At 63.4% G+C, this 15,505-nt stretch carries 16 protein-coding genes; 5 read left to right on the top strand and 11 right to left on the bottom strand.

Annotated features, from left to right (window positions below):
* Positions 1-46: 46 nt before the first annotated feature.
* Entirely contained in the window at positions 47-2,299 is a 2,253-nt protein-coding gene (locus tag G455_RS23465; RefSeq protein WP_051312234.1) for a PAS domain-containing hybrid sensor histidine kinase/response regulator, read from the bottom strand.
* A gap of 114 nt (positions 2,300-2,413) precedes the next feature.
* Positions 2,414-3,010: a bifunctional nicotinamidase/pyrazinamidase gene (pncA, locus tag G455_RS0106220; RefSeq protein ID WP_028092903.1), complete on the bottom strand. Its 597-nt coding sequence runs from the start codon at positions 3,008-3,010 to the stop codon at positions 2,414-2,416.
* 118 nt (positions 3,011-3,128) lie between these two features.
* Between pncA and trhO the strand changes: the two genes are divergently transcribed.
* Positions 3,129-4,034 (top strand): oxygen-dependent tRNA uridine(34) hydroxylase TrhO, encoded by a 906-nt coding sequence (trhO, locus tag G455_RS0106215; RefSeq protein ID WP_028092902.1) that lies wholly within the window; start codon positions 3,129-3,131, stop codon positions 4,032-4,034.
* An 18-nt stretch (positions 4,035-4,052) separates the two neighbouring features.
* Here the strand turns inward: trhO and G455_RS0106210 are convergent, their stop codons facing one another.
* From G455_RS0106210 to G455_RS0106200, 3 genes are read right to left on the bottom strand one after another with little or no spacing between them, the layout of a single operon-like run.
* Positions 4,053-5,171: a CaiB/BaiF CoA transferase family protein gene (locus G455_RS0106210; RefSeq protein ID WP_028092901.1), complete on the bottom strand. Its 1,119-nt coding sequence runs from the start codon at positions 5,169-5,171 to the stop codon at positions 4,053-4,055.
* Positions 5,168-5,845: a DsbA family protein gene (locus tag G455_RS0106205; RefSeq protein WP_028092900.1), complete on the bottom strand. Its 678-nt coding sequence runs from the start codon at positions 5,843-5,845 to the stop codon at positions 5,168-5,170. The genes G455_RS0106210 and G455_RS0106205 overlap by 4 nt, the downstream gene beginning before the upstream one ends.
* 13 nt (positions 5,846-5,858) lie before the next feature.
* Positions 5,859-6,368, bottom strand: coding sequence for a DUF721 domain-containing protein (locus G455_RS0106200; protein ID WP_028092899.1), 510 nt, complete (start codon positions 6,366-6,368; stop codon positions 5,859-5,861).
* 83 nt (positions 6,369-6,451) lie between these two features.
* On the opposite strand from G455_RS0106200, the gene mutY reads away from it, so the two are divergent.
* Together mutY and G455_RS0106190 are read left to right on the top strand one after the other, a co-directional pair.
* Positions 6,452-7,519 carry an A/G-specific adenine glycosylase gene (gene mutY, locus G455_RS0106195; RefSeq protein ID WP_028092898.1) on the top strand — a complete coding sequence of 356 codons (1,068 nt, stop codon included), beginning with the start codon at positions 6,452-6,454 and terminating at the stop codon, positions 7,517-7,519.
* A gap of 68 nt (positions 7,520-7,587) precedes the next feature.
* The gene (locus tag G455_RS0106190; protein ID WP_028092897.1) at positions 7,588-8,730 is read left to right on the top strand and encodes an alkane 1-monooxygenase; all 1,143 of its coding nucleotides are present in this window, start codon (positions 7,588-7,590) and stop codon (positions 8,728-8,730) included.
* 141 nt (positions 8,731-8,871) lie between these two features.
* On the opposite strand, the gene G455_RS27150 is transcribed toward G455_RS0106190, so the two are convergent.
* From G455_RS27150 to G455_RS25535, 6 genes are all read right to left on the bottom strand, one after another.
* Positions 8,872-9,465: an adenylate/guanylate cyclase domain-containing protein gene (locus G455_RS27150; RefSeq protein WP_308434062.1), complete on the bottom strand. Its 594-nt coding sequence runs from the start codon at positions 9,463-9,465 to the stop codon at positions 8,872-8,874.
* 3 nt (positions 9,466-9,468) lie between these two features.
* Complete coding sequence (locus tag G455_RS27145; protein WP_308434061.1) at positions 9,469-10,284, bottom strand: hypothetical protein; 816 nt, start codon at positions 10,282-10,284, stop codon at positions 9,469-9,471.
* A 222-nt stretch (positions 10,285-10,506) separates the two neighbouring features.
* Complete coding sequence (locus G455_RS0106180) at positions 10,507-11,613, bottom strand: site-specific DNA-methyltransferase (protein ID WP_028092896.1); 1,107 nt, start codon at positions 11,611-11,613, stop codon at positions 10,507-10,509.
* 91 nt (positions 11,614-11,704) lie between these two features.
* Positions 11,705-12,337, bottom strand: a complete 633-nt coding sequence (locus G455_RS0106175) for a ribonuclease HII (RefSeq protein WP_028092895.1) — start codon at positions 12,335-12,337, stop codon at positions 11,705-11,707.
* A 41-nt stretch (positions 12,338-12,378) separates the two neighbouring features.
* Positions 12,379-13,641 carry a SulP family inorganic anion transporter gene (locus G455_RS0106170; protein WP_028092894.1) on the bottom strand — a complete coding sequence of 421 codons (1,263 nt, stop codon included), beginning with the start codon at positions 13,639-13,641 and terminating at the stop codon, positions 12,379-12,381.
* A 270-nt stretch (positions 13,642-13,911) separates the two neighbouring features.
* Positions 13,912-14,337, bottom strand: coding sequence for a hypothetical protein (locus tag G455_RS25535; protein WP_051312232.1), 426 nt, complete (start codon positions 14,335-14,337; stop codon positions 13,912-13,914).
* A 174-nt stretch (positions 14,338-14,511) separates the two neighbouring features.
* On the opposite strand from G455_RS25535, the gene G455_RS0106160 reads away from it, so the two are divergent.
* Positions 14,512-14,802 (top strand): hypothetical protein, encoded by a 291-nt coding sequence (locus G455_RS0106160; protein ID WP_028092893.1) that lies wholly within the window; start codon positions 14,512-14,514, stop codon positions 14,800-14,802.
* Positions 14,774-15,496 carry a winged helix-turn-helix domain-containing protein gene (locus tag G455_RS0106155; RefSeq protein WP_028092892.1) on the top strand — a complete coding sequence of 241 codons (723 nt, stop codon included), beginning with the start codon at positions 14,774-14,776 and terminating at the stop codon, positions 15,494-15,496. The genes G455_RS0106160 and G455_RS0106155 overlap by 29 nt, the downstream gene beginning before the upstream one ends.
* Positions 15,497-15,505: the final 9 nt, after the last annotated feature.

The raw sequence follows: 15,505 nt of genomic DNA, 5'->3' as shown, positions 1-15,505 counted from the left end.
AGCAGAAACAGGGGAAATCCCCCTGTCGTCGATCATCGGGGCGGCCTTATCCGACGGCCTCCCCCCGCACGACAGAGAGTTGCTGCGCCATGACGGCCAGAAGATCGGATCGCCGGACCGGCTTGCTGAGGAACCCGTCCATCCCCGCGTCGAGACAGGCGGCGCGATCGCTGTCAAAGGCATTGGCGGTCAGGGCGATGATGACCGGCTGGTGATCGGCCTCGGCGCGAATGAGGCGGGTGGCCTCGATACCGCTCAGTTCCGGCATCGACATGTCCATCAGCATCAGATCAGGCCGCTGCGCCAGCGCCTTGTCGACGGCTTCGCGACCATCATGTGCGAACTCCAGATCGACCTCGAAACCAGAGAGGAACTTGCGGATCAGCGTGCGGTTCACCTCGGCATCTTCGGCGGTCAGGATATGTTTGCCTTTCAAAATCCGGCGCAGTTCCGCATCCGAGAAATCGGCGATGCAGGTGTCGTCCCTGGGCGGCTCCTGCGCCTCGGGCAGATGCAGGGCAACGGTGAAACAGGCCCCCTGTCCGGGGACGGAGCGGACCTTGATGGTCCCGCCCATGGCTTCGATCAGCATCCGCGAGATGGTCAGCCCCAGGCCAGTGCCACCGAACTCCCGCGTGGTCGAGGCATCGGCCTGGGCGAAACGTTCGAAAATATGCTCGAGCTTGTCTTCCGGAATGCCGATGCCGGTGTCTTCCACCTCGATGACCAGATTGGCACCGCCCTTCGCCGCCTGGCGATTGCGCACGCGCACCGTCACGCCGCCGGCGTGGGTGAACTTGATGGCATTGCCGAGCAGATTGATCAAAATCTGGCGCAACCGGCTGTCGTCTCCATGCAGATAGGACGGGCCGTCGCCCTCGAATTCCAGCTTGAGGGCCAACCCCTTGCCACGGGCCTGAGGCCTGAGCAGGCGCGTCGGCTCCAGCACGCAGGTCTTCAGGTCGAAATCCTCCGGCGCCAGCGTCATCTTGCGCGCATCAAGCCGCGATAGATCAAGCACATCGTTGATGATCGTCAGCAGCGCCTGGGCCGAACTGCGAATGGTGTCGGTATAAACCCGCTGATCCTCGGTCAGGCCGCTTTCCGCCAGCAGATCGGCCATGCCGATCACCCCGTTCATCGGCGTCCTGATTTCATGGCTCATGGTGGCCAGGAATTCGGCCTTGGCGCGCGCGCCCTCTTCGGCGGCATGACGGGCGACGATCATATCCTGTTCGTGTTGCTTGGCCCTGGTCACATCGCGCTCCACCGCGACGATCATCTCGACCTCGCCATGTTCGTCGATCACCGGCACCTGATTGGTCTCGATCCAGAGGGTTTCTCCGGATTTGGTGCGGTTCTGAACCTCGCAGCGGAAGGGGATGCCCTGGGCCAAGGCCTCGTGCAGCCTGTCCACCGTCGCCAGATCGGTCTCCGGTCCGTTCAGCAGCGCCCCGGGCATCCGCCCGATCGCCTCCTCCGCAGTATATCCTGTGGTGCGGGTGAACGCCTCGTTCACCCAGAGAATCTGACCTCTCCGGTTCAACAAAAGCACGCTGTCATTGGCATGACGCGCCACCAGCGCCAAGCGATGCGCCTCTTTCTGCTGGGCGGCAAGCCTGCGGTTCAGCGCCTTCAGCTCCCCCCCTTTTTCGACCAGTTCGCGCGTATCCCGCAGATGCCGCCGAAACCCCGCGACAGCGAAATCCAGGAAGCTATATATCATAAAGCCCAGCAACATCGTGCCGGCCGCATCCATGACCAGACGTGTGCCCGAAAGCCCGTCCCTCAGATAGGACACCCCGAACAGAATCACCGGCAAGATGCCGAAGATCGCCAAACGGACAGTCCCCGCACCGCGATGATACGGCAGCACCACCCCGCCGTTGATTGCGGCTCCGGCCAGAAAGGCTACAGCGAAAAGCGGCGATTCAGAGGTCCGGCTGCCGAACCAGGAAAGCGCGATGCAGATCGAGATGGTCAGCGCCTGAAACCCGGCGGTCAGGGTGCTGATCCGCTGCACCCGCGCCAACGGCTGCCCCCGTAGCAATCGCGCCTCGATCCCCCGCAGATAATAACAATCGACAGCCTCGCCGAGGATCGCGATCAGCATGGCGACCGCGCCCGACAGCGGCCCGTTCATCATCCACAAAATCAGCCCGCCGGAAACGGTCATGATCTGGCGGCGACCGAAACTTGCCACCCGCCCGCGTGCATATCGGACAAGCAACCCGGCCTGATTGTTCCGGTACTCGAAATCGGCCAATGGATCGCCGACCGGTGGCGCTGCCTGGTGCATCGACGGACTCCCCGACCGTGTCAGATTTGCCCCCGGTCAAATTACACTGCCGGGTCTTAACAATTTACAATCAAAATCATTATTCAGCGTCATCGTCGTGCAAGCGCGCGGATATCACCCAAGCGTTACGCCAGCAGTGCGCATTCCCGCCAGCGCCGCATCGAGCGAGCCGCCGACATCAATGCCCCGGCACATCTCCAGCCGGACCGTGACATCGAACCCGAGCTTTGCCGCATCGACAGCCGAGTAATTGACACAGAAATCCGTCGCCAGACCGACCAGCGTCAATTTCTCGATACCACGCGTGCGCAGATATCCTTCCAATCCGGTGGCGGTCCGGCGATCGTTTTCGAAAAACGCGGAATAGCTGTCGATCGCCGGGCGGAACCCCTTGCGCAGGATCAGATCGGCCCGGCTGGTATCGAGCTCCGGATGGAAATCCGCCCCCTTGCTGCCGATCACGCAATGATCCGGCCAGAGCACCTGCGGCCCATAGGGCAGCTCGATCATCTCCATCGGCGCCTTGCCGGGGTGATTACCGGCAAAGGAGGAATGATCCGCCGGGTGCCAGTCCTGCGTCAAGATCACCGCGTCGAAGTCTCCCATCGCCTCGTTGATCGGCTGAACGATCCGGTCCCCCTGCTCGACGGCAAGCGCCCCTCCCGGGCAGAAATCGTTCTGAACGTCGATCACGATCATGGCATGGGTCATGGCGGCCTCCTTATACCTATCAAATGGGTAGAAAGCCGATGCCCCCGCGTCAATCCTGCACGGTGACACAAGCGCTCCGCCCTTGCCGGACGGGGGATGAAGGCGTAAATCCGCATCCATGTATACGATCGCCGCACTGTATCACTTCACCCGCTTTGCCGATCCCGCAATCCTGCGGCCGGCGCTTCTTGACCTCTGCCTTGCGGAACAGGTCAAGGGTACGCTACTTCTGGCCCACGAGGGGATCAACGGCACCATCGCCGGCCCGCGCACCGGCATCGACGCGGTACTGGCGCATATCCGCGCCCTGCCCGGCTGCGCCGATCTGGAGTGGAAAGAGGCGGCCAGTGATCATCCCCCCTTCGCCCGCATGAAAGTGCGGCTGAAGAAGGAAATCGTCACCATGGGCCAACCGGATGTCGACCCGAAGGCCCGCGTCGGCCATTATGTCGAGCCGGAGGAGTGGAACGACCTGATCCGCAGCCCCGACGTGGCGGTGATCGACACCCGCAACGATTACGAGGTCGCCATCGGCACCTTCGAGGGTGCGGTGGATCCTCATACCGAAAGCTTCCGCGATTTCCCCGCCTGGTGGGAGGCCAACAAGGACCGGTTCCACAACAAGCGGATCGCGATGTTCTGCACCGGCGGCATTCGTTGCGAGAAATCCACCAACTTCCTGCTCGGCCAGGGGGTCGAGGACGTCTATCACCTCAAGGGCGGCATCCTGCGCTATCTTGAGGAAATGCCGGCGGAAAACAGCACCTGGCAGGGCGAATGCTTTGTCTTCGACAACCGGGTGTCGGTGGGGCACGGGCTGAAAGAGGGGCCTTATGACCTCTGCCATGGCTGCCGCCGTCCGATCCTCGAGGAAGACAAGGCGCGCCCGGAATACGAGGCCGGGGTCTCCTGCCATCACTGCATCAACGAGACCTCGGAAGAGGACAAGGCCCGGTTCCGCGAGCGGCAAAAGCAGATCGCCCTGGCCCAGGCCCGCGGCGAACGGCATCTGGCGGCGGAGTGACCCGCCGCCATTGATCGCTTACTTGAGGTCGTCCTGCCCCAGTTTCGGCGCTGCATGGCTGAGGTTCAGCTCGGCATCCGAGAAGACGAAGGGCGAGCGCACACCCGGCACCCCGTCCAGTTCGATCTGCATGCCACGAGCCACAACCTGCGGGTCGGCCATCACCTCGGCCATGTTGTTGATCGGCCCGGCAGGCACGCCTTGTGCCTCGCAGGCGGCCAGAAGATCGGCCTTACCCCGCTGCGACGTCGCCGCCGTCAGCCGGGCGATCAGATCGGCACGATTGGCCAGACGATCCTTGTTGTGCAGGAACTCCGGCGCCTCGGCCATCTCTTCGAGGCCAAGGATACGGCACAGCCGCTGATATTGCGGATCGTTGCCGGTGGCGATGATGATATGGCCGTCGGCGCAGTCGAACACCTGATAGGGCGCCAGGTTCATATGCGCGTTGCCCATCATCCCCGGCGACACCCCGGTGGTCAGATAATTCATCGCCTGGTTGGCGGTGACTGAAACCGCCACATCCAACAGCGCCATGTCGATATGCTGGCCCTTTCCGGTGCGTTCGCGCTGATAAAGTGCAGCGAGGATACCGGTCACCGAATAGATGCCGGTATAGATATCGGTGATCGCCACACCCGCCTTCTGCGGCTGGCCGCCCGGCTCGCCGGTGATCGACATCAGCCCGGACATACCTTGAATGATGAAGTCATAGCCGGCGCGATGCGCATAGGGCCCGGTCTGGCCGAAGCCGGTGATCGAGCAATAGATCAGCCGCGGATTGACCTCTTTCAGGCTGTCATAGTCCAGCCCGTATTTCTTCAAGCCACCGAGCTTGAAGTTCTCGATCAGGATATCGGCGTCGCGCACCAGATCACGCACCTTTTCCTGCCCCTCGGGCGTGGCGAAATCGGCGATGACCGAGGCCTTGCCGCGGTTGGCGCAATGGAAATAGGCGGCCGAGGTCTCGCCTTCGCACTCGACGAAGGGCGGGCCCCAGGCGCGGGTATCGTCACCGCGCGGCGCCTCGACCTTGATCACCTCGGCGCCCAGGTCGGACAGGGTCTGACCGGCCCAGGGGCCGGCCAGGATACGCGCCAGTTCGACGACTTTCAGGCCTTCGAGCGGGGAGGTCATTGCTTGGCCAGCTCCGCGTCGATCACCGCCTTGAAGTCGTCCCAGGCCTGGTTCGGAACCTTCTTACCGTTGATGATGAAGGTCGGCGTCGCGTCGATGCCGTCTTCCTTGGCGTGTTCCTGATACCAGCTCACCAGTGTCTGCGCCTTGACGTTATCCTGCAGGCAGGCCTCGAGCTGATCGTTCTCGATCCCGGCCAGACGGCCGATCTTGCGCAGCGCGTCGACGATCTCGGACGGGCCACCGGCGCGCACCCAATCGTTCTGTCCCTTGAAGATCAGATCGGTGATCCCGAAGAACTTGGTGGTATCGCCCGAACAACGCGCGATCATCGACGCCCACAGCCCGTAACGATCGAAATAGACCTCGCGATAGATCAGCTTGACCTTGCCGGTGTCGATATAGTCGGCCTTCAGCTTCTTGAACGGCCCCTGATCGAAGGTCGCGCAATGCGGGCAGGTGAACGAGGCATATTCGACGATGGTCACCGGCGCGTCTTCGGCACCCAGCACCATATCCTGAATGGTCGAGGTGTCGATCTCGGCGGCGTCATCCGCTGCCTGGGCGCTGCCGACCAACCAGGAGGCCGGCGCGCGGCCCGGCTGATCGGAGAAAACGAAAGCGCCGGCCATCAACAGGGCGGCCGCGGAAAGCGCGGGAACCAGTCGGGTCATATGTACCCCTTTCTCAGTGACTGCGTTTGGATAGAACGTTGCGGCCCAGACGTTCAAGGGCCGCGCGCAAATCGGCGTCGCCGACGCCTTCGGCGGTGCGGGAGACCTCTTTTTCCACCTCGGGAGAGGGCTGTGGCGCCTGCTTCGGCGGCATCGGTTCGAACCGGGCGTGGCCCTCGGCGAACCCGGTCGGCGCGGTCTGGGTGATACGGACCCGGCTGATCGCGTTATAGCCATAGACCGCATTCACCCGCTCGCGCAGCTTTTCCTTCTGCATCTCGAGCATCGGCGCCTGGGCGCCCGTGGTCAGGATGGTCAGCGTCGCGCCAAAGCCTTGGCGGCCATAGCCGATATTGACCGGGCGCGCGATACTGGCGATCTCGGGCCCGGCGATCTCGGCCCAATGAGTCAGCACGCGGGTCACCGCAAAGCCACGGCTTTCACCGGCGCGGCGGATCTGATCGTTCAGCAATGTATCGGTTCGTTTGAAACCGCGTGTTGTCGAAGATCGTCGCTGCGCCATTGATGGATTCCATTCGGTTCCCCACTATTCTAGGGTCCACCTGCCCAAGCGCCAGCGAAACCGGCCAGAGAAAGCAATAAAGATTGCGTGACACCGCCCCCGAGCCCGCCCTCTCCACCCAGTTGCTGGAGTGGTACGACCACCACGCCCGCGATCTGCCCTGGCGCGTCGCCCCCGCCGATCGCCAGGCCGGAATGGTGCCCGATCCCTATCGGGTCTGGCTGTCCGAAGTGATGCTGCAACAGACCACGGTGGCCGCGGTACGCGATTACTTCCACCGCTTCACCAGCCGCTGGCCGACGGTTCAGGCGCTGGCGGCGGCCGAGGATGCAGATGTCATGGGCGAATGGGCGGGGCTTGGATATTACGCTCGCGCCCGCAACCTGCTGAAATGCGCCCGTGCGGTCAGCGCCGATCATGGCGGGGTCTTCCCCCTGGATCACGACGCACTCCTCTCCCTGCCCGGGATCGGCCCCTATACCGCCGCCGCGATCTCGGCCATCGCCTTTGATGCGCCCGAGGTGGTGATGGACGGCAACGTCGAACGGGTGATGGCGCGGATGTTCGACATCCACACGCCCCTGCCCGACGCCAAGCCCGAACTGAAGGCGCGCGCCGCCGAGCTGACACCGCAGGACCGTCCCGGCGATTATGCCCAAGCGGTGATGGATCTGGGCGCGACGATCTGTTCGCCGAAATCACCGGCCTGCGGCATCTGCCCCTGGCGCGATCCCTGCCGGGCCCGCGCCGCCGGCACTGCGCCGGAGCTGCCGAAGAAACAGCCGAAGAAGGCCAAGCCGGTGCGCCGGGGCGTCGCCTATCTCGCCCAACGCGCCGATGGCGCGCTGTTGCTGGAACGTCGCCCCGACAGCGGCCTTCTGGGCGGCATGCTGGGCTGGCCAGGCTCGCCCTGGGCCGAAAGCCCGGCAGCGGACTGCCCGCCCTTCCCTGCCGACTGGCAGGTCCTGCCGGGCGAGGTGCGCCATACCTTCACCCATTTTCACCTGATCCTGACACTTAAAACCGCACCGCTGCCCGATGGCCCCGCCCCCGAGGGGTTGCTGATCGTCAAGCGCCACGACTTCCGCCCCTCCGACCTGCCGACAGTGATGCGCAAGGCTTATGACCTCTGGCGCGGCGGGGCAGAGTGACCCATGGCCTTTTGCCGTTGATCGGCTAGACTTATCGGCGATTTTGCACAGGCGGCAGGAGGTGCCGGATGATCCCTCGCGACGTAATCGCCCGCTGGCAAAGCGCCGCGCCCTTCTGGGCCACGCTCCTGCTGATCCCGACCATCTGGCTGGGCGGCATCGTCGGCGGCTGGACCGTGCTGCTGCCGCCCCTGATCACCTGGCATCTTTTTTCCGCCATTGACGCGGCGACTGGGCTGAACCTGGAAAACGCCGACCCCGATACCCCGGCCGAGGATCTGTTCTGGTACCGGATGCTGACCACCGCCTGGGTGCCGCTGCAATTCATCACCCTCTTCGGGCTGATCTTCTACGTCACTCACAGTGATCACCTCTCGTTGCTGGAAAAGATCGCCCTCTTCTTCGGCATGGGGGTGATCACCGGGACGGTTGGCATCAATTACAGCCACGAGCTGATGCACCAGAAGGACCGGTTCGAACGCTTCCTTGGCGATCTGCTGCTGTCGATGGTGCTTTATTCCCATTTCCGTTCGGAACACCTGCTGGTGCACCATTCCTATGTCGGCACCCCACGCGACGCGGTCACCGCGCGCTATAACGAGGGTTTCCATCGCTTTTATCCCCGGGTGCTGCGGCAGGTCTGGCTATCGGCCTTCCACGCCGAAAAGCTCAAGCTCGCCCGCAAGGACCTGCGCTGGAGCGACCGACGCAACCCCTTCTGGCGCTATTGGGCGCTGCAGCTTGTGATGATCACACTCGCCGCGGGCCTGGGCGGTTGGGCCGGGCTGGGCCTGTTCCTGCTGCAGGCAGGCGTCGCGATCTGGCAATTGGAGCTGGTCAATTACGTCGAACACTATGGGTTGACGCGCAAATATCTGGGAGACGGCAAATACGAACACGTGCTGCCGCGGCATTCCTGGAACGCGGCGCATCGGGCCACCAACTGGCTGCTGATCAACCTGCAACGCCATTCCGATCACCACTACAAACCCGACCGGCGCTTCCCCCTTCTACAGAACTATACCGAAGAAGAGGCGCCGCAACTGCCCTATGGCTATCCGATCATGACCATGGCAGCGATGATCCCGCCGCTCTGGCGCCGGACGATGAACCCGCGCGTGCGCGCCTGGCGCAAGACCCACTACCCCGAGATCACCGACTGGGCGCCTTATACCAAGGCGACGAACCCGATGCCCCGCGGCAGCCTCTAGACACCTCCCTCCCCCCCGCGAAGGGCATATGAGGGAGCCTCCGGCGGCCGTATTTGCGACGAAGAGAAAACGCAGCGCGCGCCACTTCTTCTCGTTCCAAATACGGCGGGGGGCGGCCGCAGGCCGGGGGGCAGAGCCCCCCTAATGGAGCGCCCAGAGCGTCATCTTGTCCTCAAGACCGCGCACGACCTGATCCTCCAGCCGGACCAGGCCATCGAGCGCGCCCCCCGGGGCCGCGGCGCTGCCCCCGGTTTCCTCCAGCACCCGCGCGCGCAGCCGGTCGCTGATCGCCAGCCGGGCGGAAAGCGGACGGGTCAGCGCCTCAAGCCGGCTGGCGATATTGACGGCGGAGCCGATCACCGCGAATTCCAGCCGATCGTTGCCGATATCGCCCAGCACGGCGGCCCCGTAATGTACCCCGATACCAGCGCGGATTTCCGGCCCGTGCATCCGGCTGCGTTCGAGGTTCCATCGATCTATCACCGAGATCATCCCACGCGCACAGTCGAGCGCATTGGAGGCATCCCGGCCGGTAATCATCGGCGTGCCGAAGGTCGCCATCAGGCCGTCGCCCAGATATTTATCGAGCGTACCGCCATGGCGAAACACTTCGGCCTCCATCCGGGTATGAAACTGACGCAGGACCTCGATCACCTCATAGGGGTCACGCTCTGCCGAAAAGCCGGTGAAATTGACGATGTCGATGAAGAGCACCGCGACGTCCTGCCGGCGCACCTTCTACAGGGGCTCATCGTTCCGGGACAGATCTTCGACCACATTAGGCGAAAAATACCGCGAGAGATTCGCCCGGGCGCGTTCCAATGCGGCATTTTCCACCAGTAGCTGATCGAACCGGCGGGATGAAAATGCCAGCGTCACCGCAACAATCAGGAAGACCACGACCTCCTGTATCCTGATCCGCATCTCGATCGAGTTCGGATCGAGCGCCGCGACCAGGTCGGGGGAGGCCCCGGCAAAGGCGCGTTGGACCGCCAGCGTCAGGTCGGGATATATCGGCGCCAGCCACCAGACCGCCGTCATCGCGAGGATCCACATCGCGGCGGTCCATGTGCCGATCGCGATCACCGTGCGCCAGGAGAATGCCAGCGTCCCCGCCGCCAGAAGCACGAAGAAATAGATGAAATTGCCGTAGCGATAATGCATCGCCAGCGGCAGGCTGTCGTCGGCCAGCGGATTGGGCAGCACGATGCCCAGGGTCAGGATCGCCAGATCGGCGAAGATCAGCGTCAGCTCGGCCCGGGACTGACCGACACGACCGACCCGCCGGATCAGCCAACCGTTCAGCGCCAGAAGCGCGAGGATGCCGTGATAGAACAGGACCTGCCAATGCGGGATCACAAAGACCATGAAGACGGCGATCACCGCGAGAGCGAGCCAACGCGCACGCACCGCGAGTTCCATGCCTTCGCGCTTGTGACGCCGGAGCACCGCCTGCGTGTATTTCGCGGGCATCTCCGCGGACGAGGCGTGCGGGACGAGGCCCGACATGCGCCGCACCTGTCGATCGGGATGGCCGCCTTCGCTGTCGCTCATCTTCTTTGCGCCCCCTTCGAGACTGGAAAGAACGGATGGCCATTCCTAGCCGGGCCAAGCGGAGAATGGCAGGGGGCGAGGCCCCGAAGGCGCACCACGGCAACATCCCGCCACACGCCACGCCGCCCCCCAAAAACAAAAAGACCCCGCCACGAGGGCGGGGCACAGGTTAGTGTCCCGGGATTGGCCACGGGACACTGGCGGTATTCGGAAAATGCCGGATCAGTTCTGCCGCATCTCGGACCGGATCTGCTGGCGCAGCACGTCGATCGGAACGGTCTGGCCGTCGCGTTTGAAGCACCAGTAGGTCCAGCCATTACACGACGGCGCGCCCTCGAGCGCGGCACCGACCTGATGGATCGAGCCCTTGACCTCGCCACCGATCAGGGTGCCGTCGGCGCGCACCTTGGCCTTGTAGCGGTTGTTCATCGAAAACAGCTCTTCGCCCGGGCGCAGCATGCCGCGTTCGACCAGCTGGCCGAAGGGAACACGCGGCTCGGCGCGCTTGCTGGTGCTGACCTGCAGCGCCTCGCGGTCGAATTTCCGCACGCGGGAGATGCGCTTTTCGGCCACCTTGCGGTAGGCCTCTTCGCGCTCGATACCGATGAAGTCACGGCCCAGCATCTTGGCCACCGCGCCGGTGGTGCCGGTGCCAAAGAACGGATCGAGCACGACGTCGCCCGGGTTGGTGGACCCGACCAGAACGCGATGCAGCAGCGATTCCGGCTTCTGGGTCGGATGCGCCTTGTCGCCGTTTTCATCCTTCAGGCGTTCATGACCGGTGCAGATCGGCAGCACCCAGTCCGAGCGCATCTGCACGCCTTCGTTCAGCGCCTTCAGCGCCTCGTAGTTGAAGGTGTATTTCGCGCCTTCGGATTTCGATGCCCAGATCATCGTCTCATGCGCGTTGGTCAGCCGTTTTCCACGGAAGTTCGGCATCGGGTTCGACTTGCGCCAGACCACATCGTTGAGGATCCAATAGCCTTCGTTCTGCAGCGAGGCGCCGACCCTGAAGATGTTATGATAGGAGCCGATCACCCAGATCGCCCCATTGGGTTTCAGCAGCCGCCGCGCCGCCTTGAGCCAGGCCTTGGTGAACTGGTCATAGGCGGCGAAGGAATCGAACTGATCCCAGTGATCATCGACCGCGTCCACCTGGCTGTTATCCGGGCGATGCAACTGGCCCTTGAGCTGCAGGTTATAGGGGGGATCCGCGAAAATAAGGTCGACACTCGCCTCGGGAAGGGAGTTCATCACCTCGATACAATCGCCGGACAATATGGTATTGAGAGGGAGCGCGGGCGCCCCCTTTGCATTGGTTCTTGTCATTGTACTGCCTCATAGAACGGCGCGTTTTCGCGCTCGCATATTAGCAGTAAAGATGAGTCAATCGTGATTCTTCGTCAATTTCTTTTTTGAATCAGCTACTTACTGATTTGCCTTGATACAAGATGTTGTGCACAGGCTTGAACGAACGCCTATGATGTGGGGTTATCCCCAAATCTCGGAGCGCGTTTTTGTGGCTCTTGGAGGGGTAGCCCGCGTTGGTCTCCCAGCCGTAGCCGGGGTAGTGTTGCGCCAAATCCACCATCAGCCGATCACGGCAGGTCTTGGCCATGATCGAGGCTGCCGAGATCGACACTGAAGTCGCGTCACCCTTCACCACGGCACGCGCCGGAATTGTCAGACCGCGGGGAATCATGTTGCCGTCGATCAGCAGAAAATCGGGCGGCGGATCCAGCGCGGCCACCGCGCGCTCCATCGCCAGATGGCTGGCGCGCAGGATGTTGATCTCGTCGATCTCCTCGACACTGGCATGGGCGATGGAGACCTCGGCCGCCGTAATCAGCGCCTGTTCCAGCGCCTCGCGGCGGCGGGCTGTCAATTGCTTGGAATCGTTCAGTCCCTCAGGGATAGCCCCGGGGGACAGGATGACGGCGGCGGCGGTGACCGGGCCGGCGATCGGGCCACGACCAACCTCGTCAACGCCGGCAACACGGAGGAAGCCCTGCGCGTGCAGCTCTTCCTCCAGATGATAATCAGGGGTGCTCATGTGTCGTTGCTGCCCCGCAGGACGGGGCAACGCAAGGGGGATCAGCGGTCAGGCGTGTGCCAATCGGCCGGCGGCACCTCGCGCCGTCTGAGCCGCAGCGCCAGGCCGACGGCGACGCCGACACCAATGGCCACGGTCAGATCGGCCACCACGGTCAGCACCAGGGTCAACAACAGCAGCACCCGATCCGAAGGCCGCGCTTTCATGTAGTCGCGCCACTTGTGCGGCTCGGTCATGTTCCAGGCGGTCAGCATCAAAAGCGCCGCCAGCGCCGGCATCGCCAGATAGCCGGCCAGCGGCGCCGCCACCATCATCACCACCAGAATCGTCAAGGCATGCACGATGCCGGCCACCGGGGTCTTGCCACCCGCGCGCACGTTGGTGGCAGTGCGCGCGATCGCCCCGGTCGCCGGCAACCCGCCGAACAAAGACGACCCGACATTGGCGATGCCTTGGGCCAGAACCTCGGCATTGGGGCGGTGATGGCCACCGATCATCCGATCCGCCACCATCGCCGACAACAGCGATTCGACCCCCGCGAGGAAGGCGATCACCGCCGCCGAGGGCAGCAGTTCGATCACCCGGGCATAGCTGATCGCAGGCAGATGCGGCACCGGCAACCGGTCGGGCAAGGCGCCGAAGCGGGAAAAGATGGTGTCGACCGGCAGCACCAGAAGCGCCGCCAGCGCCGACCCGATCCCCACCGCCACGATCAGCCCGGGGAATCGCGGGAACAGCCGCCGCAGCGCCACGATGGCCACCATGGTCAGAAGACCGATGCCGAAGCTTTGCCAGTTGACCGTATCCCGGGCAGCCCAGAGCGCCGGGATCTTCTCGATGAAATCGGCCGGCTCATGCACCAGGCTCAACCCGAAGAAGTTCGAGATCTGGCCGAAGCCGATGATCACCCCGATGCCGATGGTAAAACCGTTGATCACCGGTTCAGGGACGAAGGCGATCAGGCTGCCGGCCCGCAGCCAGCCGGCCACGATCAGGATCAGCCCGGCCATCAGCGTCGCCAGCACCAGCCCGTCATAGCCGTGCTGAGCGATCACCCCATAGACCACCACGATAAAGGCACCGGTCGGCCCGCCGATCTGCACCCGGCTGCCGCCGAAGGCCGAAATCAGGAACCCCGCGACGATGGCGGTGATCAGCCCCGCCGCCGGCTCGGCCCCCGAAGCGATGGCGATCGCCAGGCTCAGCGGCAGGGCCACCATCGCCACGGTGATACCGGCCAACACATCGGCACCGAACTCCGGCACGGTATAGGTTTTCAGAGTCGTCAAAAGCTTGGGTTTCATTCCGCCCGCCCGTTCATGTCTGTTTGATTGGGCAGGGCCCTGTCGTCGCCCTCAATACGGCGGCGGCGCCAATGCACCAAGCGGCGGGCTCTCCCGAGAAATATACGGGGCCAAAACGCCGCTGCGGGTCCTGTCCGAGTCTGAATAGCCGTATCAAACGGCATTGCCGGGACGGTTGCAACTCCCCCGCCGGGAAACCACGGGTCAGATGTGACAAAAAGGGCGGCCCGATGGGGCCGCCCCGTGGCGCCAAGAGGAGGAAAGCGAGGTTCAGCGCCGATTCTCGTGGAACGGCCGACCGGGCTGCTGGCGATAGACCTTCACATGTTTGTCGACCCGCGCATCCACGCGTTTGTTCACATGCCTGTTGACCTGCCGATAGACGTTCTTGTCGACATGCCGGACCACATTGCGCTGCACATAGACATTGCGCTGCGGTTGCACATAGACGGTCCGCGGCGGCGCATAGACCGGACGCGCATAGCCATAGGCCGGGCGCGGCGGCACGATCACCTGGCGTTCGACCACAGTCGAACGGTTGTTGTTGTCGATCGCGGCGCCAATGATCGCCAGCGCGGCGATCCCGGCCAGAACCTTGGCGGCATCGTTGTCGGCGCGGGCGGGGGCGGTGCTGGCGGCGGTCAGGGCGACAGCAACGGCCAGACCCGAAACCAGAGCGATGAATTTGCGGTGCATGAGGGGGCTCCTTTCTGCGTGAGACCTCCGACCGGGGTGGCCGAAGTCTTGGATGCCCCGACCCTGCCCTTCCCCCCGCAAGACAGGCAATAACAGCCCCTTGTTATCTGATATCAAAGACCCCAAGACCCTGTGGTTATTGAATAACCGCTGCAGTCACGGCAGGATGGCCCCATGAAACAGATCACCCTTTCCCTCGTCCTCATGCTGGGTCTTCTGGCTGCGCTTCCCGCCTCGGCGGCGGAGTGTTTCGCCGATTACAAGGCCAAGCGGGACAATCCGCTGAAGCTGCATTACGGCGTCATGCAGCTTCAGCAGAGCTGCGATCGACAATCCGCCAGGGCGGAAGTTTCGGCGCGGCTCAGACAAAATGGTTGGACACTGCTCAACGTGGTGTCGGTCTTCGGCCCCGACGGGCTTGAGGGGAGGAAGGCGAATGCCGGACGTTTCTTCCTCAGGTTCTGAACGATCTGGCCGGCCGCGCGGGCGCGGCTTTCCCGGGGGCCGCGTGGTCGCCTGGGGCATCGCGACCATCGTGGCGATTCTGGCAGCCGCCGGCGGGCTGCTGCTGCTGACACTGCCCGATGCCAATGCCTTCAACGCACAGGTCGAAAAGCTTTTTGTCGAAACCGATCTGACGACAGAGGCCGAGATCAAGCTTCTGGAAATCCTCGCCCAGTCCGGCACCGCCTTTTCCGACACGCTGGCAAGCTATCGGATGGTGATCTTCGTTTTACTGGTCTTCGCCACCGCGATGATGGTGGCCGCCCTGGTGTTCCTGGTGCTGCTGGCCGGCCTCAACCGCCGCATGGCGCAGGTCGAACGTGCGGGCATCCAGGTCAATTCCCTGCTGATCAGCCGGGAGGAGAATACCGTCTATCTCAACAACATGGGGTTCAAGCTGACCGCCGCGGCGATGGAGACCCTGGCGGTTCTGGCCGAGGCGCGGCTCGATGACGAGGTTCTGTCAGGCGTTGAGATCGAAGCGATGATCTCGGGCCGCGATACCGCCGATTGCGAAGAGGCCGCCGGCGCCACCCGAATCAAGCGGCTACGCGACACCCTGGGCAATCAGATGATCAGCGAACTTCTGGTTAAGACCATCGCCCGGCGCGGATACATGCTCGCGATCGAAAAAGACGTGATCCGCATGGTCTGAACGATCGGG

This window comes from Pseudodonghicola xiamenensis DSM 18339 (assembly GCF_000429365.1).
GTDB lineage: Bacteria > Pseudomonadota > Alphaproteobacteria > Rhodobacterales > Rhodobacteraceae > Pseudodonghicola > Pseudodonghicola xiamenensis.
Note: the sequence above shows the minus strand (reverse complement) of the source record. Positions and strands in the feature narration are given on the sequence as shown.